The following is a 25,992-nucleotide window of genomic DNA, read 5'->3' as shown; positions in this document are numbered from 1 at the left end:
TGCTCGTTAGCCTGATGCCTTACTTGGCTGCCGTGGTGGCGGCCTTGACGCCTTCTTCAGCGAGCTTCTGGCTCTGCTGGACGTACTCCTGACTCAGACTCATGATCTTCTCGGCGTCGGCGCGCAGGCGCTCGCCCATGTCCTGGCCGGCCTTCTGCTGAGACTCGACGACCGCCTTGAGGCTGTCGGCATCGCGGACGTCCAGCAGGCCGCGAGCCTGAGCCATACCCATGTCGGCCAGGGCGCGGATCGCGTCGAACTGGGCGGCGACCAGCTTCTCGGTGTAATCGAGATTGAGGGCGCCAAGGTTGCGTGCGGGTGCCACGAACATGGACTCGAACTGTTCGGTAGCCTGTTGGGTGGTTGCCTTGCTCATGAAACACCTCCGTCTGTGGTAGAAACCGGGCCTATCGCCCGTGTTGCAATGCAACATAGCAGGCCTTTTTGTGCGGCGCAACATGCGGCGCATCAAAATCTCTACTGAGCGACAACGTAGCCCATGAACCGCGACGCCCGGCCGAAGCCGGGCGTCGCAAGGAACTGGCAAGACCGTTTCTCATAACGGTCCTGTTGGGTTTGGGCCCTTCACCTCAGCGATAGGCCCCCTCGATGTCGGTGATGCGCAGGGCCTTGCGCCCCAGGCCGCCGTGCTGATCAAGCATGCGCTCGATCCAGGCGTAAACAGGATCCGCATTGGAGACCAGGTCCGCACTGGAAACACAGCGCGCCCACATGAAGCTACCGAAGACCAGGTAGTCGGCACCGGCCGGGGTCTCACCGTCGAGGAACTCGGCATCCTTGAGTTGGCCACGCAATGGCGCCAGGGCGGCATCCAACTGGGCCAGCCCCTTGGCCGGCGAGTGGAACTCCTCGAGGGCCCGCCCGAAGCGCTTCTCGCGGGTCTCGCGGAAATAGGCTCGGTCGTCGGGATGGATGGCATTGAGCAGGTCCATGATGATGGTGCGCATCATCGCCGGGGCCAGAGCACGCTCGGCATAGTGCATGAAGAAGTGCCCGCGCGCCTCGGCGAACCCTTCGCCCAGCAGCGGCGCCTCGGGGTAGGTGTGATCGAGGTAGCGCAGGATCTCGTAGCTGTCGGTGACCACCTGGTCACCATCGACCAGCACGGGCACCTTGTCATGGTTGGCGAAGGCCAGGGCCTGCTTGTCGGAGAAGTGCCAGGGCTGTGTTTCCACTTCGAGCCCCTTGTGAGCCAGAGCATAGCGTACGCGCCAGCAGTAGGGAGAGAAGCGCAGCCCCTCATCGATACCGCAAAGATCATAGAGTACCCGTGTCATGCCAACTCCTGGTATCCGGTCATGGGTCTGCCCCGATAGTGCCAGCCTTTGCCGGACACCGCCACGCCATCGCCGGCGAATGGCCATACGCCTCGGCCTTGTCTATTGGTCTAACGATCCAAATTGACCGGAGAGGATCGAGTTTTCCTACTGGCCACGGAACCGCCTGAATCGTCAATCATTTCTGAAAACCTGACGCGTACCCGGCCCATTCATTTATTGGTAATACCAATTAACCAACAATGGTCAAGCTCTACACTTGCGCTTAAGGTGCTGAGCTTCCACTTGCCCCGTTGGCGAGAAGGGAAATTCCGTGACCGAACGTTCCCAACCGAAAGGAACCCATTCATGAACGAAACAATACTCGCGCTGATTGCTTTCGTGCCCCTGTTGCTAGCCGGGGTGCTGCTGATCGGCTTTCGCATGCCCGCCAGGACTGCCATGCCGGTGGTCTTCGTGGTCACCGCACTCATCGGCCTGCTCGCCTGGGAGATGACCTTCACTCGGGTCCTGGCCTCGACCCTCCAGGGCCTGATCCTGACGATCGCGATCCTGTGGATCATCTTCGGCGCCATCCTGCTGCTCAACACCTTGAAGCACTCAGGTGGAATCAAGGCCATCCGTAACGGCTTCTCGGGAATCAGCCCGGACCGCCGCGTCCAGGCCATCATCGTTGCCTGGCTGTTCGGCTGTTTCATCGAGGGCGCCTCCGGCTTCGGCACGCCCGCCGCCGTGGCCGCTCCGCTGATGGTGGCCTTGGGCTTCCCGGCCCTGGCCGCCGTGGTGGTCGGCATGATGATCCAGTCCACCCCGGTCTCCTTCGGCGCAGTCGGCACCCCGATCGTGGTGGGTGTCTCCGGTGGCCTGGACCGTGTCGGTATCACCGAGACGCTTGAAGCCGGCGGCGGCACCTGGATGGAGTACTTCCGCCTGATCGCCGGTGAGGTTGCAGTGATCCACGGCATCGTCGGCATCCTGATGCCGCTGATCATGGTGGTGATCATGGTGCGTTTCTTCGGCGCCAACCGCTCCTGGCGGGAGGGGCTCTCCATCACGCCTTTCGCCATCTTCGCTGGTATCTCTTTCTCGGTCCCCTACATGCTGGCCGGTGTACTGCTGGGGCCAGAGTTTCCGTCGATGATCGGCGCCATGGTCGGCCTGGCCATCGTCGTACCGGCGGCACGCAAGGGCTTCCTGATACCCAAGGACACCTGGGACTTTCCTGAGAGCACGTCCTGGCCCGACTCATGGATCGGCAAGCTCGAGATCAAGCTGGATGACGTCACCGGCAAGGCGCCGATCTCCACCCTGATGGGCTGGGTGCCCTATGTGCTGCTGGCGGTGATTCTGGTCGCCTCGCGCACCATCGAGCCCTTCAAGAATGCACTGACTTCCTTCGCCCTGGGATGGAGCAACATCCTGGGCGAGACGGGTATTTCCGGCGCCATCCAGCCGCTCTACCTGCCGGGGGGCATCCTGCTGATGGTGGTGCTGCTCACCGCACTGCTGCACCGCATGCGCATCGGGAAACTCAAGGCGGCCTTCAGCGAGTCCACCCGCACCATCTTCGGCGCCGGCTTCGTGCTGATCTTCACCATTCCCATGGTGCGGATCCTGATCAACTCCGGCGTCAACGCCGCCGACCTGGTGTCAATGCCGGTGGCCATGGCTCAGTTGGTGGCCGACGGAGTGGGCGGGGTCTACCCGTTCTTCGCCCCGGCCGTGGGTGCCCTGGGCGCCTTCATCGCCGGCTCCAACACCGTCTCCAACCTGATGCTCTCTGACTTTCAGTTCAACGTCGCCCAGCAGCTTGGCCTCTCCACCGCCTTGATGGTGTCACTGCAGGCCGTGGGCGCCGCGGCGGGCAACATGATCGCTATCCACAACGTGGTAGCCGCCTCGGCCACCGTGGGCCTGCTGGGCCGAGAAGGCGAGACCATCCGCAAGACCATCCTGCCGACGATCTACTACCTGGTTGCCTCCGGGATCATCGGGCTGGTGGCCATCTACCTGCTGGGCATCGGCGATCCGCTGCTCCGCCTGGGCTGAACGCCGCCACCCGCTACAGTGACAACAGCCCCCACGGTCCTGCCGTGGGGGCTGCGCCCTTTGGCCCGGGGGGATTTCATCCCACAACACAAGAGTATATATTGGAAATACTTTCCATTATTATATCAGCAATTGGTCTGACCAGAAGCCCACGGTCTGGACACGCCCGACAAGAAAGCACAGATTGGGAACCACAACCGGTCATCTGCCCGGCCCAGGGAGGCCATGGGCTACCAGCGAGGAAGCCATATGAACATCCTCTATGACGAGCGGCTCGACGGCGAGCTGCCGGCAACCGACAAGGCCGACGTACTGGCCGACCTGCAGCAGGCGGCGCCCGGGCTCACCCTGCTGTACCGCGAGGAGGACCTGCGTCCCTTCGAGTGTGACGGGCTCGCCGCCTACCGCGTGCTGCCCATGCTGGTCGCCCTGCCCGAGACCCTCGAGCAGGTCGAGACACTGATGAAGCGCTGCCGCGCCCTGGGCGTGCCGGTGGTGACCCGCGGCGCCGGCACCGGCCTCTCCGGTGGCGCCCTGCCCCTGGAGAAGGGCGTGCTGCTGGTGATGTCCCGCTTTGACCGCATCCTCGATGTGGATCCGGACGCCCGCATCGCCCGGCTCCAGCCCGGCGTGCGCAATCTTGCCATCTCCGAGGCGGCGGCCCCCTATGGCCTCTACTATGCCCCGGACCCCTCCTCGCAGATCGCCTGCTCCATCGGCGGCAACGTGGCCGAGAATGCCGGCGGGGTTCACTGCCTGAAGTACGGGCTGACCGTGCACAACGTCATGAAGGTGGAGGTCATCACCATCGAGGGTGAGCGCATGACCCTGGGCAGCGAGGCGCTGGATGCCCAGGGCCTCGATCTGCTCGCCCTGTTCAACGGTTCCGAGGGCATGCTCGGCGTGGTCACCGAGATCACGGTCAAGCTGCTGCCCAAGCCCGAGACCGCCAAGGTGCTGATGGCCAGCTTCGACGACGTCGAGAAAGCCGGGCGCGCGGTGGGCGACATCATCGCCGCCGGCATCATCCCCGGTGGGCTCGAGATGATGGACAAGCTTGCCATCCGCGCTGCAGAAGACTTCGTCAAGGCGGGCTACCCGGTGGAAGCCGAGGCCATCCTGCTCTGCGAGCTGGATGGGGTGGAAGCCGATGTCGACGACGACTGCGCCACCGTGCGCAAGGTGCTCGAGAAGGCCGGCGCCACCGGCATCCAGCAAGCCCGCGACGAGGCCGAGCGCGCCACCTTCTGGGCCGGGCGCAAGAACGCCTTCCCGGCGGTGGGGCGCATGTCCCCCGACTACTACTGCATGGACGGCACCATCCCGCGCCGCGAGCTGCCGCGGGTGCTCAAGGGCATCGCCGACTTCTCCGAGGAGTATGGCCTGCGGGTCGCCAACGTCTTTCACGCCGGCGACGGCAACATGCACCCGCTGATCCTCTTCGATGCCAATCGTCCCGGCGAGCTGGAGCAGGCCGAGGAACTCGGCGGCAAGATCCTCGAGCTGTGCGTGGAGGTCGGCGGCTCGATTACCGGCGAGCACGGCGTGGGCCGCGAGAAGATCAACCAGATGTGCGCCCAGTTCAACCCGGGCGAACTGACCACCTTCCATGCGGTGAAAGCGGCCTTCGACCCCGACCGCCTGCTCAACCCGGGCAAGAACATTCCCACCCTCGCCCGGTGCGCCGAGTTCGGTGCCATGCATGTGCACAACAACGAACTTCCGCACCCCGAGCTGCCCCGATTCTGAGGATTCCCCATGGCCCAGACACGACCCCAACCGACCGACCAGGACATCAGCGAGGCCCTCGGCGACCGCGTTCGCCGGGCCACGGCCGAGGGCAGCCTGCTGCGCATCGCCGGGGGCGATACCAAGGCCTTCTATGGCCGCCCCGTCGACGGCGAGACCCTGTCCACCCGCGAGCACCGCGGCATCACCTACTACGACCCGGTGGAGCTGATCGTCTCGGTGCGCAGCGGCACGCCGCTGGCCGAGCTCGAGGCCACCCTGGCCGGCAACGGCCAGATGCTCGGCTGCGAGCCGCCCCACTTCGGCGCCAACGCCACCGTGGGCGGCATGGTCGCCACCGGCCTCTCCGGCCCCCGGCGGCCCTGGGCCGGCAGCGTACGCGACTTCGTGCTGGGCACTAGAGTGATCAACCACGAGGGTTACCAGCAGCGCTTCGGTGGCGAGGTGATGAAGAACGTCGCCGGGTACGACCTGTCGCGGCTGATGGTCGGCGCCCAGGGGACCCTGGGGCTGATCACCGAGGTCTCGCTCAAGGTGCTTCCCCGGCCCGGCGCCAGCCACAGCCTGCGCCTCGAGATACCGCTGGCGGATGCCCAGGCGAAACTCGCCGAGTGGGGGCGCCAGCCGCTGCCCATCACCGCCGCCGCCTGGCACGCCGGCGCCCTGCACCTGCGCCTGGAGGGCGGGCCCAGCTCGGTCGCCGCCACTCGCGAGCGCCTCGGCGGCGACGAGCTGGACGCGGGCTTCTGGACGGCGCTACGTGAGCAGACGCTGGACTTCTTCTCCCGGGACGACGCCCGCCCCCTGTGGCGCCTGTCGCTGCCCCACAACACGCCCTCGCTGGCGCTTTCCGGCGTCGAGGAGGCGGACCTGCTCCACGACTGGGCCGGCACCCAGCGCTGGCTGCGCAGCGACCTGGCCGCCGACACCATTCGCGAGGCCTGCGCCCGCGCAGGCGGCCACGCCACCTGCCTCGGGTCCCGCGAGGGACCGGGCCAGCCCGACCCCTTCATGCCGCTGGAACCGGTGGTAGCGAAGTACCATCGAAACCTGAAGGCCCAGCTGGATCCCAAGGGCATCTTCAATCCGGGACGACTCTACGCGGAGCTCTGAGATGCAGACGCACTTTACCGAGGAAGACCTCAAGAAGCCGCATATCCGCGAGGCCGATCGCGTCCTGCGCAGCTGCGTGCACTGCGGCTTCTGCAATGCCACCTGCCCTACCTACCAGCTGCTGGGAGACGAGCGCGACGGGCCGCGCGGACGTATCTACCTGATGAAGGAGATGCTCGAGAGCCCGGAAGACGACACCCAGGTCACCGAAGAGACGCGGCTGCACCTCGACCGCTGCCTTACCTGCCGCAACTGCGAGACCACCTGCCCCTCCGGCGTGGAATATCACAAGCTGCTCGATATCGGCCGCGCCGAGATCGAACGGCGGGTGCCGCGCAAACCCGCCGACCGTGCGCTGCGCTACGGGCTGCGCAAGGCGCTGGTGGAGCCCAGGCGCTTCAAGGCGCTGCTCAAGCTGGGCCAGACCTTCCGGCCGCTGGTACCCGGGGCCCTCAGGGACAAGATGCCCCCGACGCCGGTGGATGCAGGCACTCGCCCCGAGGGCAAGCGCCAGGCGCGCCAGATGCTGATCCTCGAGGGCTGCGTGCAGCCCGGGCTCTCGCCCAACACCAACGCCGCCACCGCGCGCGTGCTGGACCGCCTCGGCATCGGCCTGACGCCAGCACCGGAAGCCGGCTGCTGCGGCGCCATCGACTTCCACCTCAACGCCCAGGACGATGGCCGCGACCGCATCCGCGCCAATATCGACGCCTGGTGGCCCCAAGTGGAGGCCGGTTGTGAGGCCATCGTGCAGACCGCCAGTGGCTGCGGCGCCTTCGTCAAGGAGTATGGCGAGATGCTCGCCGACGACCCCGACTATGCCCACAAGGCCGAGCGCATCAGCGCGCTCGCCAAGGATCTGGTGGAGGTGCTGCGCGATGAGGACCTCGCAGCCCTGCAGGTGCAGGAGCGCCGCCGGCTCGCCTTCCACTGCCCCTGCACCCTGCAGCACGCCCAGAAGCTCGGCGGCGCCGTGGAGCAGGTGCTCGGCCGGCTCGGCTTCGCCCTCACCCCGGTGCAGGACGCCCACCTCTGCTGCGGCTCGGCGGGCACCTATTCCATCACCCAGCCGGAACTCGCCACCCAATTACGCAACAACAAGCTCGACAACCTCGAGGCCGGCAATCCGGAGGTCATCGTCACGGCCAATATCGGCTGCCAGACCCACCTGGCCGGCGCCAACCGCACTCCGGTGAGGCACTGGATCGAGATCGTCGACGAAGCACTATCCCCCTAAGGAGAACACCATGCAGACCAAGCCCGTACTGACCCTGGATGACGTCAACGCCATCCTCGATGCCGCCCAGCAGGAAGCCCAGACCAACGGCTGGGCCGTGACCGTGGCCGTGGCCGACGACGGCGGCCACCTGCTCGGCCTGCGCCGCCTCGACGGTGCCCCGCCCTTCAGCGCCGACGTCGCCACCGAGAAGGCGCGCAACGCCGCCATCGGGCGCAAGGAGACCCAGGTCTTCGAGGACATGATCAACAACGGTCGGACCGCTTTCGTGACGGCCCCGATGCAGGCCCTGCTGGCCGGTGGTGTCCCGGTGCTCGTCGATGGCCAGGTGGCCGGCAGCGTCGGCATCTCCGGCGTCAAGCCTGACCAGGACGTCCAGGTCGCCAAGGCCGGCGTCGCCGCTATCGCCTGATTCCGACGGGTACGATACGCTGTAAAGCCCCCGCCACGTGCGGGGGTTTTCATTGGTTCAAGGGTCCCTCGATGCCGCTACTGTATTTCCTGCCCCCGCTGGGTGCCGTGCTGATCTGGTCGGGCAACATGACCATCAACCAGCTGACCGTGGGCACCATCGCCCCCAGCAGCATCGCCTTCCTGCGCTGGTTGCTGGCGCTGGCACTGCTTACCCCCTTCCTGGCGCCCGCCGCCTGGAAGCATCGCGCCACGATTCGCCGAGAGTGGCCGAAGCTGGCCTCGCTCGGCCTGCTTGGCATGGGGTTATGGCAAGGGCTGGCCTATGTCGCCGCGGAGACCACCTCGGCCACCAACATGGGCATCCTGGCGGCCATGGTGCCGCTGCTGACGGTGCTGCTCAGCGCGCTTATCCTGCGCGAAGCCCCGAGCCTCGGCGGCATCCTGGGCGGCATACTGGCACTGGTCGGGGTATCGGTGCTGCTGGGGCACGGCGACCCGCGGTCGCTGCTGGAGCTGACGGTCGCCAGGGGGGATGCGCTGATGCTGGTGGCCGCCACCTGCTACGCCCTCTACGGGGTGATGCTCAAGCGTTGGCCCATTGCCCTGCCCCCCTGGGTGCTGCTCTACGCCCAGGTGATCTTCGCCGTGCTCTTCCTGCTGCCACCCTACCTGATAGGGCCCATGACGCCGGTGGATGGCAGCAACATCGGGCTGATCCTCTACGCCGGCATCCCGGCCTCGATCATCACCACCTTCCTGTGGATGCTGGCGATACGCCAGATCGGTGCCAGCCAGGCCAGCATCTTCATCAACCTGATGCCGCTGTTCAGTGCGCTGATCGCCATGGCCTTCCTCGGCGAGCGGATCGCCCTCTTCCACCTGATCGGCGGGGCCCTGGTGCTGAGCGGGGTCATGATGGCTCAGACCCTGACACGACCGCTTGTCCGGCGCGTTTCAGCGAGACCCTCAGAATGAGACTCCCCCATCCCGGCGTAGCCGATCGTCCTCGCTACCTCAGCTTTCCGCGAAGACCCGACCTTCCGCCATCGTCATCCTGTTCCCTGCGGATGACGCCGCTGCGCCAGACTCAGCGAATCCCCGCGCGCAGGAAGGACTGCACGAACTGGCGCTGGAAGAGCAGGAAGGCAACAAGCAGGGGGGCGATGCTGAGCAGGGTGGCGGCGCTGACAGTGGCCCAGTTTACGCCGGTCTCCGGGGCCGAAAAGACGCCCAGGCCCACCGTGAGCGGACGGCTCTCCACCGAATTGGTGACCACCAGCGGCCACAGGAAGTTGTTCCAGTGGTGGCTGATGGAGACCAGGCCGTAGGCCAGGTAAGTGGGCTTGGCCAACGGCACATAGACCTTGAGCAGAATCGCCATCCAGCCACAGCCCTCGACCCGGGCGGCATCCTCCAGTTCCCGGGGAATCGTCTTGAAGGTCTGTCGCAGCAGGAAGATGCCGAAGGCGCTCGCCACGTAGGGCAGGCCGATACCGGCGATGGTATCGACCAGTCCGAGGCCGCTGGCGATACGGTAGTTCTCGACGATCAACACCTCGGGAAAGACGAACAGCTGAATCAGCACCAGCATGAAGAGCACGTCCTTGCCGGGAACCGGGAAGCGCGCGAAGGCGAAGCCGGCCAGGGTACAGACCACGAACTGCGCCAGCACCACGCCGGTCACCAGCACGAAGGTGTTCAAGTAGTAGCGGGCAAAGGGCGCCTGCTCCCAGGCATCGGCGAAGTTCTCCAGGGTCAACGGCGCCAGCAGGTCGAAGCGCACCATGAACTCCGAGGGATGGAAGGCCGCCCAGAAGGCGTAGAGCAGCGGAAAGATCCAGATGATCGCCAACAGCCAGGCGGCAATGGTTTCCAGGCGCGGCAAGGAAAATCGACGACTCGCCCGCGCCGGGGAGGCAGTGGAAGTGTTCATTGATAATGCGTCCTGCGGTCGAGCACCGTGAACTTCACCGTGGCGACCACCGCCAGCACCAGCAGGATCACTACCGTGATGGTGGCCGCGTAGGTGCGGTCGAAGAAGGAGAAGGCATTCTCGTAGACATAATAGAGCAGCAGGTTGGTGGCGTTGTTGGGACCGCCCTTGGTCATGATGAACAGATGGTCGACAACCCGTACCGCATTGATCAAGGCATTGATCAGCACGAACAGGGTGGTCGGCATCAATAGCGGGAAGGTCACCCGCCAGAAGAAGCTCCAGCGACTGGTGCCCTCCAGGTTCGAAGCTTCCTCGAGCTCCGGGGGGATGCCCTGCAGCGCCGCCAGATAGAAGATCATGAAAAAGCCGGCCTCCTTCCAGACCGTCATCACGATTACCGAGGAAAGCGCTACGGCAGGGTCGCCCAGCCAGTTGACACCGGGTACGCCGATCCCCTCGAGAAGGGTGTTGAACAGACCGATCTGGGGGGCGTAGAAGAACATCCAGATATTGGCCGCCGCGATCATCGGCAGGATGGTGGGCGTGAAGTAGGCCATGCGCACGAAGCCGCGCCCCGGCAGCCGGGCGTTGACGAAGAGCGCCATGCCCAGCGCCAGGGCGATGGAGGTGGGAATCGTGCCGACGGCGTAGAAGAGGTTGTTGCGCGCCACCTGCCAGAAGGTATCGTCCTCGATCAGCAGCGCATAATTCTCAAGCCCGACGAAGGAGGCGGGCTCACCGCGAAAGCCGGGCAGGAAGAGGCTGTTGATCAGGGTGGCGATGGTGGGGAGATAGGCGAAGGTGGCCAGCAGCACGGCCGCCGGCAACATCAGCAGCGCACCATAGATCTGCATGCGCCGATCGGGATTCAGGCTGGCCATGCCCGCTCCTCGCAATCAGTGTGAAGTGGCTTTCGTGATGCCCTGCCACCCGGGCGGGATATAGCACTGTCCGGGTGGCAGGATCCATTTCAGCGCGCGTAGCGCCTCAGGGCTGCATCCGCCTCGCGCTGGGCCTGGGCCAGGGCCTCGGCGGGTGTCATCTGGCCGGTCAGGGCCGCCTGGACGGCATTGTCCAGCGCACGGCGCACGCGGCCCCCCTGGTAGGTGGCGAGTTCGGCGGTGCTGTGTTCCAGCTGATCACGCGCCACGGCCGCGGGCGGGAAGGTCTCGATGTAGTCCCGCAGCGCCTCGGTCTCGTAGGCCGCGGGACTCACCCCCATGTAGCCGGTCTCGATGGACCAGGCGGCGGCGCGCTCCGGGGCGGTCATCCAGCGGATGAAGGTCATGGCGGCCTGCTTCTCTTCCGCGGAGGTGTCCTTGAAGACATAGAAGTTGCCGCCGCCCGTGGGGCTGCCGCGCTGGGTCTTCATGGGCAGCATGGCCACGCCGAAATCGAACTCCGCGGCATTGCGCACGGCCGTGAGGTTACCGGTGCTGTGCCAGATCATGGCCGTGGACTGCTCGAGAAAGTTCTGACGCAGCGTTCCCCACTCGATGGTGCCATCGGGCATGGCCTCGTGCTCCTCGGCCAGCGACACCCAGTATTCCAGTGCCTCGACGGCCGCCGGATCGTCGAAGTAGACCTCGGTACCGTCCTCGCTCATCAGGCGATGGCCGTTCTGGAAGGCAAAGGCCTGGAACATCCAGTAGGGATAGCCGGTGGAAGGCACCATCACGCCCCACTGCTCGCCGTCGGTGGCCTCATGCACGGCGGCGCCCATGGCGGCCATCTCCTCCCAGGTCTCGGGTGGCTGGTCGGGGTCGAGGCCCGCCGCCTCGAAGGCGTCCCTGTTCCAGTAGAGCACGATGGTCGAGCGCTGGAAGGGAATGCCGTAGGTCTTGCCATCGAGACGGCCATTCTCCATCAGCCCCGGGTAGAAGCTGTCGAGCCAGGCCTGCTCTGCCTCGGTCTCGACCAGGTCGTCGAAGGGCACGATGACGTCCTGCTCGATGAGATCGAACAGATCGATGGAGAACATCACCGAGAGCTGCGGCGCCTCGCCGGCCTCGATGGCCGACATGGCACGCACCCGGGTATCGTCGTAGTTGCCGGCATAGATGGCCTCGACATCGATGTCGGGGTGCTCGGCCTCGAAGTCCTCGACCAGGTCGTCGACAACATCGGTAAGGGCACCACCAACGGCGACCGGGTAATACATGGTCAACTGGACGGGATCTTGAGACGCGTCCTGGGCGAGGGCCTGGCCGGCACTCAACAGCCCGGCGGTCGCGAGCAGGCCAATATGCAGGGGGAGACGGGGCTTCATGGAGAGACTCCTGGATCAGAGGTGGCGACTCGGGGGTTGCCTGGTGGATTGCCGGCCTTGGACGCCGCCCTTGAGCCAGCGTCACTGCCGTGCGGGGTCTCGCTTGCCGTGAAGGCGAGCAGCGACAGATCATCGCGACGTTCGCCATCGGCGTCGAAAAGGTGGGCCTTGTCCAGAGGCCAGGAGAGCCGACAGGGCGAGCCTCGCGTCACCTCCGGCCTGCCGGGGAGGCGCGCCCGCAGCACCTGATTGCCTACGGCCAGCCGCAGGATGGTGTCGGCACCCAGGTACTCTTCGTCGAGCACTTCGGCAGACACTCCCGAGGCACCTGCGTGCACCTCGATCTCCTCGGGACGAATGCCCAGCAGACCGCCCCCCGCGGCACTCTCCGCCACCGGGACTCGAGGCTCGCCCTCGATGACGGCGCCCTCCTCCGCGGCGACCAGACGCACCAGGTTCATGGCGGGGCTGCCAATGAAACTGGCGGCGAAGGCCGAGGCGGGGCGCTCATAGAGTTCGTCGGGGGTACCGTCCTGCACGATTCGGCCGGCCTGCATCAGGATCACGCGATCGCCCATGCTCATGGCCTCGACCTGATCATGGGTGACATAGATCACCGTCATGCCCAGGCGCTCCTGCAAGGCCTTGATCTCGCGTCGCATCTCGCCGCGCAGGCGGGCATCCAGGTTGGAGAGCGGCTCATCCATGAGGCAGATGGGATGCTCGGAAATGATCGCCCTGGCCAGCGCCACCCGCTGGCGCTGGCCACCGGAGAGCTGGGCGGGCTTGCGATCGAGATAGGCCTCGAGATCGACCAGGTTCGCGACCAGGTTCAGGCGCTCGCGTCGCTCCGGCTTCGGCACCTTGCGGCTGCGCAAGCCGAAGACGATGTTGTCGGCCACGCTGAGGTGGGGGAACAGCGCGTAGGACTGGAAGACCATGCTGATGCCGCGATCCCCGGGAGGCAGCCAGGTGACGTCGCGATCACCGATAAGGATGTTTCCACTGCTGGCCTGCTCGAGCCCGGCGATCATTCGCAGCGTGGTCGACTTGCCGCAGCCGGAGGGGCCGAGCAGGATCACGAACTGCCCCGGCGAGACATCGAAGGATATCCCGTCCACCGCGGGCGGGTCGTCCCAGCGCTTGGTGACCGTCTCGAGGCGGATGCGCTTGTCGAGATCCCCTTCGTCCCGCTCGCTGTCCTTTTCGTGGGCGCCGTCAAGATTCATAGCATGCCTGTTGCCGTGTCTCGTGAACCGTTCATGCCTGACGAGAGCGTAGCTCGTGTTTCGACTCTTTGGGGTCATCCTTACCGGAAAGGATGACAGGGACATGACATTGACTCGACGTCGTGAGGGGCAACGCCCTCACCGGAGCTCATGCTAGACTTGGCCATTCATACTGATCGGGAACCGACGCTTCATGTCCCTCGACGACCTGCACCTCAACCTGCGCAACCTGACGCCTGACGACTACCCGCAGCTCCAGACGCTGATGGATCGGGTCTATGACGACATCGGCGGCGCCTGGCCGAAACCCACCATCGACAAGCTGATCAATGAGTTCCCCGATGGACAGATCGTCATCGAGGATGACCAGACCATCGTCGGCGTGGCCCTGACCGCGCTGGTCGACTACGACACCTTCTCCAACCCTCACCGCTACGATGACCTCATCGGCAAGCGCGAGACCATCCTCAACGAACCCGATGGCGACGCCATGTACGGGCTCGATGTGCTGATCCATCCGGACTATCGCGGCTACCGGCTGGGTCGGCGCCTCTACGAGGCGCGCAAGGAGCTGTGCCGCTCCATGAACCTCAGGGCGATACTGGCCGGCGGGCGCATCCCCCAGTATCACGAGCATGCCCATGAGCTCTCCCCGGCCGAGTACCTCGACAAGGTAGCCCGCAAGGAGATTCACGATCCCATCCTCTCCTTCCAGCTGGCCAACGATTTCCAGGTCAAGCGCCTGCTACGCAAGTACCTGCCGGAAGACGAGAAGTCTCAGGGCTACGCCACCCTGCTGGAGTGGAACAACATCCTCTTCGAGCCGGCGGAACGGGTGCTGGAAAATCGTCCCACCCAGGTGCGGGTCGGTGCGGTTCAGTGGCAGATGCGCGAGTTCGACTCGGTGGAAGCGGTGCTGCAGCAGGTGGAATATTTTGTCGACGCGCTCTCCGACTACAAGAGCGATTTCGCGATCTTCCCGGAGCTGTTCAACGCCCCGCTGATGGGGCTGCAGGACCGCGCCGCCCAGCAGGACCAGATGGCCGCCATCCGCTTCCTGGCCGGCTTCACCGAGCGGTTCAAGACCGAGCTGTCGCGCATGGCAGTCTCCTACAACATCAACATCATCGCCGGCTCGATGATCGAGATGGGCGAGGACGACCTCCTCTACAACATCGCCTACCTGTGTCATCGCGACGGCACCATCGAGCGCCAGGCCAAGCTGCATATCACGCCTCAGGAGCGTCGCGACTGGGTGATCGAGGGCGGCGACGAACTGCTGGTGTTCCAGACCGATGCCGGCCGGGTGGGCATCCAGATCTGCTACGACGTGGAATTTCCGGAGCTCTCGCGCCTGCTCGCCGACCAGGAGATGGATATCCTCTTCGTACCCTTCTGGACCGATACCAAGAACGGCTACCTGCGGGTACGCCACTGCGCCCAGGCCCGGGCCATCGAGAACGAGTGCTACGTGGTGCTGTGCGGCAGCGTCGGCAACGTGCCCTCCGTCGAGAACATGGAGATTCAGTACGCCCAGTCGTCGGTCTTCTCGCCCTCGGACTTCGCCTTCCCCCACGATGCCGTGCTTTCCGAGACCACGCCCAACACCGAGATGATCATGTTCTCGGACCTCGACCTGACCCGATTGACCGTGGTGCGAGCCGAAGGCTCGGTGACCAATCTCAAGGACCGCCGCAAGGATCTCTTCGACCTGCGCTGGCGGGACTGGTCCTGGAAGTCCGGGGCCGATCTGGAGGAGAGCTGAGGCAATGCTCGGCCGCCTGCGCCGCTGGCAAGCGGAGCGCTTCGAGACCCGCCACCCGCTGCCTGACGCGGAGTGGCGGGAGGCTCGCGACCGCCTGCCCCTGCTTGCCGCCCTGTCCGACACCGAAGCGGAGCGCCTGGGCTGGCGAGCCTGGCGTCTGCTGCACACCAAGCGCGTCAGCCTGCATCCGGAGCTCGCCGAGACTACACCCTTCGACGAGCGCGCCCGGCTGGCGCTGGCGGCTCAGGCCTGCCTGCTGACATTGGGCTGGGAGGAAGAGGAACACCAGGAGGCATTCGCCAACGTCCACGAGATTCTCATTCTGCCGGAGGCCTTTCGACGCCGCGTGGCGGATATGGACGAGGCTGGCGTGGTCCACGAGTATATCGACGAGCGGGCCGGCGAGACCTCTTCTCAGGGCCCGGTGGTGGTCTCCTTTCCCGACCTGATGGAGAGCGGCGACTTCACCGGCTTCAACGTGCTGATCCACGAGCTGGCCCACAAGCTCGACCTGGGCAACTCCCTGGATGTGGACGGTTTCCCGCCCTTGCCCCGGGAGATCGACGCGAAGGAGTGGTATCGGGTCTTCATGGGCGTCTGGGAGGACCTGCAGTCCCGCCTGGCCCGCGGCGAACCGACACCCATCGACGACTATGCGGCAACCCATCCCGGCGAATGCTTCGCCGTCTGCTGCGAGCATTTCTTTACCGCCCCGGACGCGCTCGAGCGTGCCTACCCCGAACTCTACGCGCTGCTCGGGCGCTACTTTCGGCAGAATCCGCAGGCCCGGCTGCCCACCCCGACGCACGAGCACTCCGGGTCGAGAGACCCGGCACGCCACTGACCCGGCACCATCATACAGAGGAGGCATTGATGATCGACTTGCGCAGCGACACCGTCACTCGCCCCGGCACCGCCATGCGCGACGCCATGTACGCCGCCCCGGTGGGTGACGACGTCTGGGGCGACGACCCCAGCGTGGCGAGCTTCGAGGCCGCCGTCGCCGAACGTGCCGGCAAGGCCGCCGCCCTGCTCTTCCCCAGCGGCACCCAGAGCAACCTGGCCGCCCTGCTTGCCCACTGCCAGCGCGGCGACGAATACATCGCCGGCCAGAAGGCCCATACCTACAAGTACGAGGGCGGTGGCGCCGCCGTGCTGGGCGGCATTCAACCCCAGCCAGTGGAGAATGCCGCGGACGGCTCGCTGCCATTGGAGAGTATTCGCACCGTCATCAAGCCGGGCGATTTCCACTTCGCTCGTACCCGGCTGCTGGCGCTCGAGAATACCATCGGCGGCAAGGTGCTGGATGCCGACTACACGAAGGCGGCCACCGACCTGGCCCGGGCGCATGGCCTGGCCACCCACCTGGATGGCGCCCGCCTGTTCAACGCCAGCGTCGCCACGGACACGCCACTGGCGACGCTGTGCGAGTCCTTCGACACCGTTTCGCTGTGCTTCTCGAAGGGACTCGGTGCACCGATCGGCTCGACCCTGGTGGGCTCGCCGTCGCTGATCGATTCGGCGCGACGCTGGCGCAAGGTGCTCGGCGGCGGCATGCGCCAGTCCGGCATCATCGCTGCCGCCTGCCACTATGCCCTCGACCACCAGGTGGCGGACCTCGCCGACGACCACCGCCGAGCCGCCCGCCTGGCCGACGGGATCAGTGCGCTGCCGGAGCTGGATGTCGACCACCAAGCCACCAATATGGTGTTTATCCGAGTCCCGAAACACCATCTTGTACCGCTGCGCGCCTGGCTGGCCGAGCGCGATATCCTCATCGAGGTGCTCTACGTCACTCGGCTCGTGGTCCACCGCGACCTGAACGACGACGCCATCGAACAGGTACTCGAGGCGTTAGGTGACTACTTCGCCAGCCGCTGATATTGCATTCAGCGAACAGTCACTGCCATCAACGTTCGGCATTCCCGCTAGGCTCGCGGCGGCTGGGGCGCACCAGCCAGAAGCGCTCTTCGCTGACCAGACCGTAGGTGAAGGGAGTCACCAGGTCAGGACGGGCAGCCAGCAGCAGCCGATGGGCCAGGGCGATGCCCACGCCCTCGGCCGCGAGTGCCAGCGTCATCACCTGATTGTCGCAGCTCAGCGTATGGCATCTGGCCTCCAGCCCTGTCACGCCGGCGGCCTCCAGCCACGCCGGCCAGCCGGCGCCAAATCCCAGGGCATGTAGCAGGGTATGCCCGGCGAGATCGCCCGGCGCACCCAGCTCCCGTGCCAGGACGGGAGAGCAGGCCGGTACCGGCCACTCATCACCCAGCGCCAGCGTCTCTACCCCCGACCAGTCACCGTGACCGTAGCGAATCTCGATGTCCGCTCCCTCGGGGCCAAAATCAGCCGACCAGATGGCGCTGACCACACGTATCGCGAGCTGCGGGTATTCACGCTGCAGCTGCGCCAGCCGCGGCGCCAACCAGTTCTGCTGTATCACTTGCGTGGTGCGCAGCGTCACTGAATGGTCCGCCGCACCGCCAAACACCTCGGCGACCCCCTCGGCCAGGAGCGAAAAGGCGTCGTTGATGCTCGGCAGCCAGGATTGACCCGCAGGCGTCAGGCTGAGGCTGAGTGGATGGCGAACGAACAGCTTGTGACCCAGCCGGTCCTCGAGCAGGCGAATGCGCTGGCTGATCGCCGCCTGGGTCACCCCAACTCGCGGCCAGCGGCGGTGAAGCTCAGGGTTAGGGCCGCGGCCTTGAAGGCCTGCAGCCAGATCAAGGGAGGCAGAGCGCTCATGGGAAAGTCATCCATAAATCGTGCTTGGGCATAGCCTCCAGATTAATCGTTTGTCAGCCGCCCGGCGACTCCCCATCCTTGTAGGCCCGATTCCCCATGCCCACTGCAGGAGGCCCGGATGTTCACCGCCTCATCCCCCGAAACCCAAACGACGCCGGTGGAGATGCACGAACTCGCTCCCTACGACCAAGCCCCCCGGCTGGTCGAGGCCCGCCCCGAGTCGCGGGGAGTGGTGCTGACCTGGCGGGATGGTGCAGAGTCTCGCCCGCCTTGGGTGTGGTTGCGTGACCACTGCGCCTGTAGCGAGTGCCGCCACCCGCAAACCCGCGAGCGTCTGGTGCTACCCTGCGCCAGGAGAGTCCGGACGCCTTTCGCCTGCTGGCAGAGCCCCCGTCGACTTTCGCTTCCAAGACGAGACACACGATATCCCCGTGCGCGAGCCGATCCTGCGCTGCGATGCCCAGGGGCGCGTGGTGGAAGTCCGATTCAACAACTGGATCCGAGAAACCATGCAACTGCCACCAGAAACCATCGAGGCCTGGTATACCGCCTACCAACGTTTCTGGGCGCTGCTTCATCAACCACGTCACAGGATCGAGTTCGCTCTGGCGCCAGGCCAGATGGTCGCCTTCGGCAACCGCCGCATACTGCACGGCCGCGGTGCCTTCAACCCTGCCAGCGGACGCCGCCACCTGCAGGGGACCTATCTCGACCGCTACATGCTCGAGTCGCGCCTGCGGGTACTGGCGCGTCAGCCCTGAGGCACGACACGAACGGGAGAAGTCTTGCTGACCAGCAATCTCACTGAAAGAGATCGCTGCCTCAGAGGGCCTCGCGGGAGCGACCTAGTTGCACGCGGCCACAGGCCAGGTCGACGACCAGGCGAACCAACGGCCGTTGACCGAGCAGCGTCGCCTGAACCACCTCCAGTTGGGTATGAGAGGCTGCATCAGGGAAAGTAGCAGTTTACAAAACCGCTTCAGTCATTGCCCTCACGCGAAGGGGGTGCCATGAATTCGGGGCCAACCGGATCCTTGATGCAACGGCTGAGTATGTCGTCAATTTCCTTGAACGCCTGGGGATCCAGTGACCAGCCCTCGACCTCACTGACGGGGTCGAGCTGCTCCGGCCGGCGAGCACCCCAGAGCGAGGTGGTGACCTGGGGTTGGTCGATCAGCCAGCGCAAGGCCAGAGCGAGAACGTTCTTGCCATAGCGTTCCCGGGCGAAACGGTCCAGCTCAGCCACGGCATCCAGATACTGGCGATAGCGCTCCCCCTGGAACTTGGGATCATTCTTTCGCAGGTCATCACCGCTGAACTGCGTGTCTTCTCGCATCTTCCCTGTCAGCATCCCCCGGCAAAGACCCCCATAGGTGATGGTGGCAATTCCGTGCTCACGGCAGTAGGGGAGTATCTCGTCCTCTATCTCCCGCTCAAAAAGGTTGTAAGGGGGCTGCAGGCTGTGCAGGGGCACAGTTTTACGGAATTCATCCATCTGGGCGGGGCTGAAGTTCGAAACGCCGATTGCACGGATCTTGCCCGCCTTGAAAAGATTCTCCATGGCTCGGGCCGTTTCCTCCATGGGGGTTACGGGGTCGGGCCAGTGTACCTGGTAAATATCAATGGTCTCGGTCTGCAGACGTCTCAGCGAGTCTTCCACTTCCTTCTCGATACGGCTGGCCGTGGCCTCCCGCCAGACCTTGTCATGATCCGCATTCCAGTTCAGGGCAACCTTTGTGGCGAGCGCAACCTTGTCACGGCGACCGCCCGCCAGCGCCTTGCCAACAATTTCCTCCGAACGCCCAAAGCCATAGACGGGAGCGGTATCAATCAGACCGATCCCCTTGTCGATAGCGGCATGGATGGTATCAATGGACTGGCCTTCATCGGTGCCTCCCCACATCCAGCCACCAATCGCCCAGGTGCCCAGGCCAACCGGTGTAACCCTGATATCGCTGTTTCCAAAGAGCTGAGTGTCCAAAATGCCTCCCGAAAGTCAGATTGTGAGCGTGGTCGCTGACAGCATAGTCAAGAAACCGTTACCGGAAAGGCCGGCCATCTCAACCGATCACTTATCCTCTGATCCGCCTTATTTTTTTCAGCATACTTCGGCCATGGGCTAGGTGGTGGACATGGATAGTGCGCAAGGCTCTCTCGCTGTGAACACGCTGGGTGCCATTGGCTGACACGGGAACCCGCGGGGCCCGTATGCTTTAGCTTTCCTCAGCAGCCAAGCAGGGCGTGGGTAGCGCCAGGGAGGGGTTCTCAGCTCCTCCTCGATGGTCCTGCACTCGGGACCTGTCGCCGGAACAGCCTCGAGCATTACTTCCATCGGCGATAGCCCTGAGTAGCCAAGGACCAGGCTTGCATTCCCCATCTGCTCCTGCTTCCGCGGATCGCCCTCACCTTGCTCGCCAACTGGTAGTAGCTATTCCCTCGGCAACTCGCTTTCGTCATCCTCCCGGTGGCCTGGCCACCAGGTGGGTCGCTCCTGCTCCCACTCCTCCTGCACCAGATGGCGCAACAGGCGGCCGCGGTAGCAGAGCATCTGCCACTCGGCTCCCAAACGGTAGCGCACCCGCTCCCAGCCCCCCTCATCGGCATGGGTGAAGGGGCCGCCCCGGGCAATCGCGCGGCGATAGACGGCCAGGCAACGCTCGGCACAGCGTACCTCGTCATAGTCGGCGGCGGTCTCGAGGGCGTCCTCGGCCAGCGGCAAGCGGATATCGGGGTCCGCCAGGGAAACCAGTGCCTCGGCCATGGCATCGACGTCATCCTCGGCAAGCAGCCGACCGTTGCGGCCATCGACCACCACTTCGCGCACCCCGGGGGCATCGATGGCCACCACGGGCAGAGCGGCCGCCATGGCCTCGGCCACCACCATCCCCTGAGTCTCGCTGTGGGAGGCGAAGGCGAAGACATCCATGGCATGGTAGGCATCGATCAGGGCCTGGCCCTGCAGGCGGCCGGTGAAGTGCAGGCGCCCCTCCACGCCCCTGGCCTTGGCCAGTGCCTGGATGTCGCTGCGGGCCTCGCCCTCCCCCACCACCAGGAAGTGGGCCCCGGTCTCGCGCGCCAGCGCCTCGGCCACCGCCTCGGCCAGGAACGCCAGGTTCTTCTCCAGCGCCAGGCGCCCCAGATGGCCGATCACGAAGGCCCCGCCAGGAATGTCGAGTCGCGCGCGCCAGTCTCGGCCGTCGCCAAGGGCAAACCGCGCGGTGTCCACGCCGCTCGGCACCACGCTGATGCGTGGATTGGCCTCGCGCCGAAGCAGCAGGTCACGGATGCTCTCGCTGGGCGCGATCACCTCGTCGCACAGCCAAGTGTACTGGTTGGCGAGCGCCACCGCGAAGCGCTGCATGCGCGGCGAGTCGCCGGGCACGTAATGGGTGTAGTGCTCGTAGAGGGTGTGATGGGTGAAGATCAGCGGCAGGCCGTAGGTCTCCGCCGCCCGCGCGGCCGTATCACCCAGCAGGAAGGGGTGGTGGGCATGGACGACATCGGGATCGAAGGCCTCGATCGCTTCATGGAGCTGGCCGGGAATCGGCACCGGCAGCGAGAAGTCGCTGCCGTTGAAATGCTGTACCGCCACCACCCGTACCACGTCGCCCTCCTCCCGGGGCTGCCCCTCCAGGCGCGGCGCCACAACCAGCACACGGTGGCCGGCGGCCTGCAGCTGGCACTTGAGGCGCTGTACCGACTCGCTGACCCCGCCGACGATGGGCAGGTAGGTATTGGTGAACATCAGCACATTCACTGGCACAAGGCTCCTCGACTCACGGTGGCGACATTCTGCCGGGAAGGCTCGCTACTGGCCATGTCCTTTCAAGCAAGAACGAACTGAAAGAAATGGTACTCGGATTCCCTTTCCTTCGTGCATGGCTAGAATGGCAGGCACAACCCAGGTATCCCACATGCGCCCCCATGCATCCCAGAGGAGGAGTTCCATGTCCCATCGTATCGCCGTCATTCCCGGCGACGGCATCGGCAAGGAAGTGATGCCCGAGGGGCTCCGCGCCCTCGAGGCCGCCGCCGCACGCTTCAGCATCAACCTGAATCTCGAGCACTTCGACTTCGCCAGCTGCGACTACTATCTCGAGCACGGCCAGATGCTGCCCGACGACTGGTTCGAGCAGCTCAAGGATGCCGATGCCATCTTCTATGGTGCCGTGGGCTGGCCGGATACGGTTCCCGACCACGTATCCCTGTGGGGTTCGCTGCTGCAGTTCCGCCGCCGCTTCGACCAGTACGTCAACCTGCGCCCCTGCAAGCTGCTGCCGGGCATCAAGAGTCCACTGGCCGACCGCAAGCCGGGCGACATCGACTTCTACGTGGTACGCGAGAACACCGAAGGCGAGTACTCCAGCGTCGGCGGCAAGATGTTCGAGGGCACCGACCGCGAGGTGGTGATCCAGGAAACGGTGATGACCCGCACCGGGGTCGACCGGGTGCTGAAGTACGCCTATGAGCTCGCCCAGTCACGCCCGCGCAAGAAGCTCACCTCGGCCACCAAGTCCAACGGCATCGCCATCACCATGCCCTGGTGGGACGAGCGGGTAGTGGCGATGTCAGGGAGCTATCCCGAGGTGAGCGTCGACAAGTTCCATATCGATATCCTCACCGCCAACTTCGTCATGCACCCCGACTGGTTCGACGTGGTGGTGGCCAGCAACCTCTTCGGCGACATCCTCTCCGACCTGGGGCCGGCCTGCACCGGCACCATCGGGGTTGCCCCCTCTGCCAACATCAATCCCGAGGGCACCTTCCCCAGCCTGTTCGAACCCGTTCATGGTAGTGCCCCGGACATCTTCGGCAAGGGTATCGCCAATCCCATCGGGCAGATCTGGTCCGCCGCCATGATGCTCGAGCACCTCGGCCACCCGGAAGCCGGCCAGGCCATCGTCGATGCCTTCGAGGCAGTGCTCGCTGAAGGTGACGAGGCGATACTCACACCGGATGTCGGCGGCCATGGCACCACCGAGTCCCTGGGCCGCGCCATCGCCGAGCGGATCACCGGCTGACGCGACAGGAGCCCGACACGACGACACACACGCTGGAAGAGGAGCCGACATGCAAGATAACGAGAAGCGCCTGGGGCCCTACCGCAGCAAGCGTGATTTTCGCGAGTCACCCGAGCCACGGGGCAAGGGGTCCAGCGGCTGGCGGCAGAAAGGCAACCCCCTCTTCGTCATCCAGCATCACGACGCCTCTTCCGAGCACTTCGATTTTCGCCTCGAGATCGACGGCACCCTGACGTCCTGGGCGGTACCCAAGGGACCTTCTACCGATCCTGCCGAGAAACGCCTGGCGGTGAGGGTGGAGGATCATCCTCTCGACTATGCGGATTTCGAGGGGGTGATCCCGCCGGGCCGCTATGGGGCAGGCACTGTACTGGTCTGGGATGCAGGGCCCTATCGCAACTTGAAACAGGACGAGAAGGGAAATTCCCTCTCCATGAGGGAGTCGCTGGAGAAAGGCCAGATCGAGGTCTGGCTGGAAGGCAGGAAGCTACGCGGTGGCTATGCGTTGATCCACAGCAGGATGGGGGGCAGGGAGGAGAACTGGCTGCTGGTCAAGATGGACGACGAGGGCGCCGATGCCCGGCGAAAACCGACCCACACCGAACCCGAAAGCGTGCTCAGTGGCCGCACCCTCGACCAGATCGCCGATGAGGAAGATCCCTGATTTTCACAGTCCGCTGAGCCCTGGCGTCGAAGCCGGTAACGCAGCTACCCCAGAAACTCCTGGACCTCCTCGAGGACCCGGCAGGCGTTGTCCTTCTGATCGACGAAATGCCTGAGGATGACACAGAGCTCTTGGGAGCTGCAGGAATCCAGAATCAGACGATAGAACTGCCAGGAGTTGCAGGCAGCAAGCAGCACTTGGGCCAGGGTCAATCGCGCGATGCCGTCATCCACCACGAAGAAATGCTCTCGACGCAGTTCCGCCTGCAATTCAGGGCTGAGGCCGCGATGCCTGAGTTTCTCGCCCAGCCCCAGACCCTCGGCCGACGCCAACAGGCTGTCCAGACGTTCTTCACACTCGATGCCCAGGGCCACCATCAGGCGACTGATGGAAGGGTGGGTGGGCAGGAAGCACAGGGCGAACCCGCGGTAACGGTGCATCTCCTCTAACTCGTGATCCCAGGCCAGGAGAAATTCCTCTTCCGGCAGACAGCAGCGGATCGGGCTTTCAAGCATGCTGTTTGACATTGTATCGCACCCCCGTGTTGTCGAGCCTCGTGCACTCTAGCCGTGACGTAACCATGGGATGCCCATGGAACGCCTTGATCCAGGTTAAGCAAACCCAAAAAACTCGAGAACGGTGTCCGTGTGATCCGGCAGCTGAGTCACAGCGACGAAAAGGCCCCATCCGCTTTCCCGTCGGGGAAGCCCGGATGGGGCCTTGTCTGTCGCGAGATTCCCCGTGTGTAGCGTCAGCCGGCCAGCTTGGCGGCGATGCGTGCCACGTGCTCACCCTGGAAGTGGGCGATCTTGAGTTCGCGCTCGTCGGGCTGGCGCGAACCGTCGCCGCCGGCGATGGTCGAGGCGCCATAGGGATTGCCACCGCCGGCCTGATCGAAGATGTACTGCTCGCCGATACCATAGCCCAGCGGCACGATCACCATGCCGTGATGGGCCAGGGTGTGCCAGAAGGAGGTGATGGTAGTCTCCTGGCCACCGCCGGTTCCGGTGGAGGTGAAGACGCTGGCCACCTTGCCACGCAGCTTGCCGTTCGCCCAGAGGCCGCCGGTCTGATCGAGGAAGGTCCGCATCTGGGCGGACATGTTGCCGAAGCGGGTCGGGCTGCCGAAGAGGACGGCATCATAGTCGGCCAGTTCGTCGGGGTTCGCCTCGGGGGTATCGAAGGATTGACCACCGGCCTTGGCAAAGGCATCGGCAGGCATGGTCTCGGGCACGCGCTTGAGAGTGACTTCGACACCCTCGACACTGCCGGCACCTTCGGCCACGGTGCGGGCCAGGGTATCGATATGGCCATACATGGAATGGTAGAGCACCAGTATCCGTGTCATTGCAATGCCTCCTTCTAGGTTCCGTTGTATAACGGCACCCAGTATAAAATCGACGGAAACGAAAGGAAGCGAAGAAAATCGACGCGATCAGCCAACCTGATCGAAACGTCACGCCTTGCGCCACACCCCTTCGAGGATCCGCACCCGGTCCGCGGCCAGGTTGTCGCGCAGGTTCCGCCCCATCTCGGCAAAGACCTCGCCGAAGATCAGTGCCGGCCCGGGCAGGGTTGGCGGCGACGTTGCGACGGAACCCTCCCGACGGCTGTGCTTGCGTCGCCAGGCAAGGGCTTCCTCGGTGACGTCCCGCACCACCACCGGGGCGAAACCGCTCTCGGCCAGCACTGCTTCCAGGGACTGCCGAGGGCGAAGATGGCTGGTCTCGATGCTCCGTGCCCAGGGAACCGGCAGGCTGAGCGGCAAGCGGTCGTCACCGGCCACCACTTCGTGGAGCAGCAACGTGCCGCCGGACACCAGCACTCGCTGCCACTCGGCGAGTACCGCGGCGATATCTGGCATGTTCATCAGCGCGTGCTGGCACCACACCACATCGAAGGTGCCATCCGCGAGCGGCATGTGAGCCGCATCGGCGCAGAGGAAACGTGTACTCTCGTCGAGTCCGGTGGCACGACTCAGCCAGCCGGCCACTTCCACGAAGGCGGCGGTGATATCCAGCCCGGTCGCCTCGGCGCCGAACTCAGCCGCCAGCAGTCGGCTCGCCCCGCCGGTGCCACACCCCACGTCCAGCACCCGGCTGCCGGCGGCGAGGCGCCCCAGCACCGCCAGGGAGCGGCTGGCCCGTCGTCCGCCCAGGTGCAACTGGTCGATGCCGGCGATCTCTTCCAGGCTGAGGTGGTCGGGGTCGCACCCCGCCTCGCGGAAGGCCGCTCGCAGTCGCGTCGACAGGCTTTGCTCGCCTCGCTCGGCAGGCGCATCGTAGTGGGCATCGAGGTGACGGGCCTGGTCGGGCATGATGATCTCCTGGTGGCAGGCGACGATGCCAGTCTAGTCGCAGAAGGCCCTGTTCCCCATCGTGCAAAGGTCACGGCAGCTGCTGAATTCCGGTCAGCCCGCCGCTGATCGAGATTTTCACTCCGGGCCCCACCATTTTCATCTGACCGACCTTCGTCCTTGAGTTCACCAGCGACGAACGGGATG

At 65.0% G+C, this 25,992-nt stretch carries 24 protein-coding genes and 1 pseudogene; 13 read left to right on the top strand and 12 right to left on the bottom strand.

Annotated elements, in window-relative coordinates:
* Positions 1-19: 19 nt before the first annotated feature.
* Together HALO32_RS05835 and HALO32_RS05830 are read right to left on the bottom strand one after the other, a co-directional pair.
* Positions 20-376 (bottom strand): phasin family protein, encoded by a 357-nt coding sequence (locus tag HALO32_RS05835; RefSeq protein ID WP_151442835.1) that lies wholly within the window; start codon positions 374-376, stop codon positions 20-22.
* A 214-nt stretch (positions 377-590) separates the two neighbouring features.
* Positions 591-1,298, bottom strand: a complete 708-nt coding sequence (locus HALO32_RS05830) for a glutathione S-transferase N-terminal domain-containing protein (protein ID WP_151442834.1) — start codon at positions 1,296-1,298, stop codon at positions 591-593.
* 348 nt (positions 1,299-1,646) lie between these two features.
* On the opposite strand from HALO32_RS05830, the gene HALO32_RS05825 reads away from it, so the two are divergent.
* The 6 genes from HALO32_RS05825 (at position 1,647) to HALO32_RS05800 (ending at position 8,835) form a co-directional block, all read left to right on the top strand.
* Complete coding sequence (locus HALO32_RS05825) at positions 1,647-3,347, top strand: L-lactate permease (protein WP_151442833.1); 1,701 nt, start codon at positions 1,647-1,649, stop codon at positions 3,345-3,347.
* A 249-nt stretch (positions 3,348-3,596) separates the two neighbouring features.
* Positions 3,597-5,096, top strand: a complete 1,500-nt coding sequence (gene glcD, locus HALO32_RS05820) for a glycolate oxidase subunit GlcD (RefSeq protein WP_151442832.1) — start codon at positions 3,597-3,599, stop codon at positions 5,094-5,096.
* A 9-nt stretch (positions 5,097-5,105) separates the two neighbouring features.
* Positions 5,106-6,209, top strand: coding sequence for a glycolate oxidase subunit GlcE (glcE, locus tag HALO32_RS05815; RefSeq protein ID WP_151442831.1), 1,104 nt, complete (start codon positions 5,106-5,108; stop codon positions 6,207-6,209).
* A 1-nt stretch (position 6,210) separates the two neighbouring features.
* Positions 6,211-7,446, top strand: coding sequence for a glycolate oxidase subunit GlcF (glcF, locus tag HALO32_RS05810; RefSeq protein ID WP_151442830.1), 1,236 nt, complete (start codon positions 6,211-6,213; stop codon positions 7,444-7,446).
* Between the two features lie 10 nt (positions 7,447-7,456).
* Entirely contained in the window at positions 7,457-7,858 is a 402-nt protein-coding gene (locus HALO32_RS05805) for a GlcG/HbpS family heme-binding protein (protein WP_151442829.1), read from the top strand.
* Between the two features lie 71 nt (positions 7,859-7,929).
* Positions 7,930-8,835: a DMT family transporter gene (locus HALO32_RS05800; RefSeq protein ID WP_151442828.1), complete on the top strand. Its 906-nt coding sequence runs from the start codon at positions 7,930-7,932 to the stop codon at positions 8,833-8,835.
* A 112-nt stretch (positions 8,836-8,947) separates the two neighbouring features.
* Here the strand turns inward: HALO32_RS05800 and HALO32_RS05795 are convergent, their stop codons facing one another.
* The 4 genes from HALO32_RS05795 to HALO32_RS05780 all read right to left on the bottom strand — a co-directional run bounded on the left by HALO32_RS05795 (position 8,948) and on the right by HALO32_RS05780 (position 13,294).
* Positions 8,948-9,793 (bottom strand): carbohydrate ABC transporter permease, encoded by an 846-nt coding sequence (locus tag HALO32_RS05795; RefSeq protein ID WP_151442827.1) that lies wholly within the window; start codon positions 9,791-9,793, stop codon positions 8,948-8,950.
* Positions 9,790-10,677: a carbohydrate ABC transporter permease gene (locus HALO32_RS05790; RefSeq protein WP_151442826.1), complete on the bottom strand. Its 888-nt coding sequence runs from the start codon at positions 10,675-10,677 to the stop codon at positions 9,790-9,792. The genes HALO32_RS05795 and HALO32_RS05790 overlap by 4 nt, the downstream gene beginning before the upstream one ends.
* 89 nt (positions 10,678-10,766) lie before the next feature.
* A complete protein-coding gene (locus HALO32_RS05785) occupies positions 10,767-12,065 on the bottom strand; it encodes an ABC transporter substrate-binding protein (RefSeq protein ID WP_151442825.1) in 1,299 nt (432 codons plus the stop codon).
* On the bottom strand, positions 12,062-13,294 hold the full coding sequence (locus HALO32_RS05780) for an ABC transporter ATP-binding protein (protein WP_151442824.1): 1,233 nt from the start codon (positions 13,292-13,294) through the stop codon (positions 12,062-12,064). Before HALO32_RS05780 ends, HALO32_RS05785 begins: the two co-directional genes overlap by 4 nt.
* 193 nt (positions 13,295-13,487) lie before the next feature.
* Between HALO32_RS05780 and HALO32_RS05775 the strand changes: the two genes are divergently transcribed.
* From HALO32_RS05775 to ltaE, 3 genes are read left to right on the top strand one after another with little or no spacing between them, the layout of a single operon-like run.
* Positions 13,488-15,059: a bifunctional GNAT family N-acetyltransferase/carbon-nitrogen hydrolase family protein gene (locus HALO32_RS05775; RefSeq protein WP_151442823.1), complete on the top strand. Its 1,572-nt coding sequence runs from the start codon at positions 13,488-13,490 to the stop codon at positions 15,057-15,059.
* A 4-nt stretch (positions 15,060-15,063) separates the two neighbouring features.
* Complete coding sequence (locus HALO32_RS05770; protein ID WP_151442822.1) at positions 15,064-15,903, top strand: M90 family metallopeptidase; 840 nt, start codon at positions 15,064-15,066, stop codon at positions 15,901-15,903.
* Between the two features lie 29 nt (positions 15,904-15,932).
* Positions 15,933-16,940, top strand: coding sequence for a low-specificity L-threonine aldolase (gene ltaE / locus HALO32_RS05765; protein WP_151442821.1), 1,008 nt, complete (start codon positions 15,933-15,935; stop codon positions 16,938-16,940).
* Positions 16,941-16,968: 28 nt separating this feature from the next.
* On the opposite strand, the gene HALO32_RS05760 is transcribed toward ltaE, so the two are convergent.
* Entirely contained in the window at positions 16,969-17,715 is a 747-nt protein-coding gene (locus HALO32_RS05760; protein WP_325063450.1) for a LysR substrate-binding domain-containing protein, read from the bottom strand.
* A gap of 207 nt (positions 17,716-17,922) precedes the next feature.
* Here HALO32_RS05760 and HALO32_RS18285 point away from each other — a divergent pair.
* Both HALO32_RS18285 and HALO32_RS18200 read left to right on the top strand, forming a co-directional pair.
* Positions 17,923-18,084 (top strand): annotated as a pseudogene (locus HALO32_RS18285) (hypothetical protein); the annotation flags it as partial.
* 151 nt (positions 18,085-18,235) lie between these two features.
* Positions 18,236-18,565 carry a TauD/TfdA family dioxygenase gene (locus tag HALO32_RS18200; RefSeq protein WP_233279905.1) on the top strand — a complete coding sequence of 110 codons (330 nt, stop codon included), beginning with the start codon at positions 18,236-18,238 and terminating at the stop codon, positions 18,563-18,565.
* A 218-nt stretch (positions 18,566-18,783) separates the two neighbouring features.
* Here the strand turns inward: HALO32_RS18200 and HALO32_RS05745 are convergent, their stop codons facing one another.
* Both HALO32_RS05745 and HALO32_RS05740 read right to left on the bottom strand, forming a co-directional pair.
* A complete protein-coding gene (locus HALO32_RS05745) occupies positions 18,784-19,785 on the bottom strand; it encodes an aldo/keto reductase (RefSeq protein ID WP_151442820.1) in 1,002 nt (333 codons plus the stop codon).
* 447 nt (positions 19,786-20,232) lie between these two features.
* Positions 20,233-21,561 carry a glycosyltransferase gene (locus HALO32_RS05740; protein ID WP_151442819.1) on the bottom strand — a complete coding sequence of 443 codons (1,329 nt, stop codon included), beginning with the start codon at positions 21,559-21,561 and terminating at the stop codon, positions 20,233-20,235.
* A gap of 190 nt (positions 21,562-21,751) precedes the next feature.
* Between HALO32_RS05740 and HALO32_RS05735 the strand changes: the two genes are divergently transcribed.
* Entirely contained in the window at positions 21,752-22,825 is a 1,074-nt protein-coding gene (locus tag HALO32_RS05735) for a tartrate dehydrogenase (RefSeq protein WP_151442818.1), read from the top strand.
* A 49-nt stretch (positions 22,826-22,874) separates the two neighbouring features.
* Positions 22,875-23,489 (top strand): DNA polymerase ligase N-terminal domain-containing protein, encoded by a 615-nt coding sequence (locus HALO32_RS05730; protein ID WP_151442817.1) that lies wholly within the window; start codon positions 22,875-22,877, stop codon positions 23,487-23,489.
* Positions 23,490-23,533: 44 nt separating this feature from the next.
* Here HALO32_RS05730 and HALO32_RS05725 read toward each other — a convergent pair whose 3' ends face one another.
* From HALO32_RS05725 to HALO32_RS05715, 3 genes are all read right to left on the bottom strand, one after another.
* Positions 23,534-24,016, bottom strand: a complete 483-nt coding sequence (locus HALO32_RS05725) for a hypothetical protein (protein ID WP_151442816.1) — start codon at positions 24,014-24,016, stop codon at positions 23,534-23,536.
* 224 nt (positions 24,017-24,240) lie between these two features.
* Positions 24,241-24,837, bottom strand: a complete 597-nt coding sequence (wrbA, locus tag HALO32_RS05720; RefSeq protein ID WP_151442815.1) for an NAD(P)H:quinone oxidoreductase — start codon at positions 24,835-24,837, stop codon at positions 24,241-24,243.
* Positions 24,838-24,945: 108 nt separating this feature from the next.
* On the bottom strand, positions 24,946-25,806 hold the full coding sequence (locus tag HALO32_RS05715; RefSeq protein ID WP_151442814.1) for a class I SAM-dependent methyltransferase: 861 nt from the start codon (positions 25,804-25,806) through the stop codon (positions 24,946-24,948).
* Between the last annotated feature and the right edge of the window lie 186 nt (positions 25,807-25,992).

Source organism: Halomonas lysinitropha, from assembly GCF_902500215.1.
GTDB lineage: Bacteria > Pseudomonadota > Gammaproteobacteria > Pseudomonadales > Halomonadaceae > Halomonas > Halomonas lysinitropha.
Note: the sequence above shows the minus strand (reverse complement) of the source record. Positions and strands in the feature narration are given on the sequence as shown.

Excerpts from the sequence above, each read along its gene's own strand:
- HALO32_RS05835 (WP_151442835.1), bottom strand. The coding sequence starts at position 376 with ATGAGCAAGGCAACCACCCAACAGGCTACCGAACAGTTCGAGTCCATG.
- HALO32_RS05830 (WP_151442834.1), bottom strand. The coding sequence starts at position 1,298 with ATGACACGGGTACTCTATGATCTTTGCGGTATCGATGAGGGGCTGCGC.
- HALO32_RS05825 (WP_151442833.1), top strand. The coding sequence starts at position 1,647 with ATGAACGAAACAATACTCGCGCTGATTGCTTTCGTGCCCCTGTTGCTA.
- glcD (WP_151442832.1), top strand. The coding sequence starts at position 3,597 with ATGAACATCCTCTATGACGAGCGGCTCGACGGCGAGCTGCCGGCAACC.
- glcE (WP_151442831.1), top strand. The coding sequence starts at position 5,106 with ATGGCCCAGACACGACCCCAACCGACCGACCAGGACATCAGCGAGGCC.
- glcF (WP_151442830.1), top strand. The coding sequence starts at position 6,211 with ATGCAGACGCACTTTACCGAGGAAGACCTCAAGAAGCCGCATATCCGC.
- HALO32_RS05805 (WP_151442829.1), top strand. The coding sequence starts at position 7,457 with ATGCAGACCAAGCCCGTACTGACCCTGGATGACGTCAACGCCATCCTC.
- HALO32_RS05800 (WP_151442828.1), top strand. The coding sequence starts at position 7,930 with ATGCCGCTACTGTATTTCCTGCCCCCGCTGGGTGCCGTGCTGATCTGG.
- HALO32_RS05795 (WP_151442827.1), bottom strand. The coding sequence starts at position 9,793 with ATGAACACTTCCACTGCCTCCCCGGCGCGGGCGAGTCGTCGATTTTCC.
- HALO32_RS05790 (WP_151442826.1), bottom strand. The coding sequence starts at position 10,677 with ATGGCCAGCCTGAATCCCGATCGGCGCATGCAGATCTATGGTGCGCTG.
- HALO32_RS05785 (WP_151442825.1), bottom strand. The coding sequence starts at position 12,065 with ATGAAGCCCCGTCTCCCCCTGCATATTGGCCTGCTCGCGACCGCCGGG.
- HALO32_RS05780 (WP_151442824.1), bottom strand. The coding sequence starts at position 13,294 with ATGAATCTTGACGGCGCCCACGAAAAGGACAGCGAGCGGGACGAAGGG.
- HALO32_RS05775 (WP_151442823.1), top strand. The coding sequence starts at position 13,488 with ATGTCCCTCGACGACCTGCACCTCAACCTGCGCAACCTGACGCCTGAC.
- HALO32_RS05770 (WP_151442822.1), top strand. The coding sequence starts at position 15,064 with ATGCTCGGCCGCCTGCGCCGCTGGCAAGCGGAGCGCTTCGAGACCCGC.
- ltaE (WP_151442821.1), top strand. The coding sequence starts at position 15,933 with ATGATCGACTTGCGCAGCGACACCGTCACTCGCCCCGGCACCGCCATG.
- HALO32_RS05735 (WP_151442818.1), top strand. The coding sequence starts at position 21,752 with ATGTCCCATCGTATCGCCGTCATTCCCGGCGACGGCATCGGCAAGGAA.
- HALO32_RS05730 (WP_151442817.1), top strand. The coding sequence starts at position 22,875 with ATGCAAGATAACGAGAAGCGCCTGGGGCCCTACCGCAGCAAGCGTGAT.
- HALO32_RS05725 (WP_151442816.1), bottom strand. The coding sequence starts at position 24,016 with ATGTCAAACAGCATGCTTGAAAGCCCGATCCGCTGCTGTCTGCCGGAA.
- wrbA (WP_151442815.1), bottom strand. The coding sequence starts at position 24,837 with ATGACACGGATACTGGTGCTCTACCATTCCATGTATGGCCATATCGAT.
- HALO32_RS05715 (WP_151442814.1), bottom strand. The coding sequence starts at position 25,806 with ATGCCCGACCAGGCCCGTCACCTCGATGCCCACTACGATGCGCCTGCC.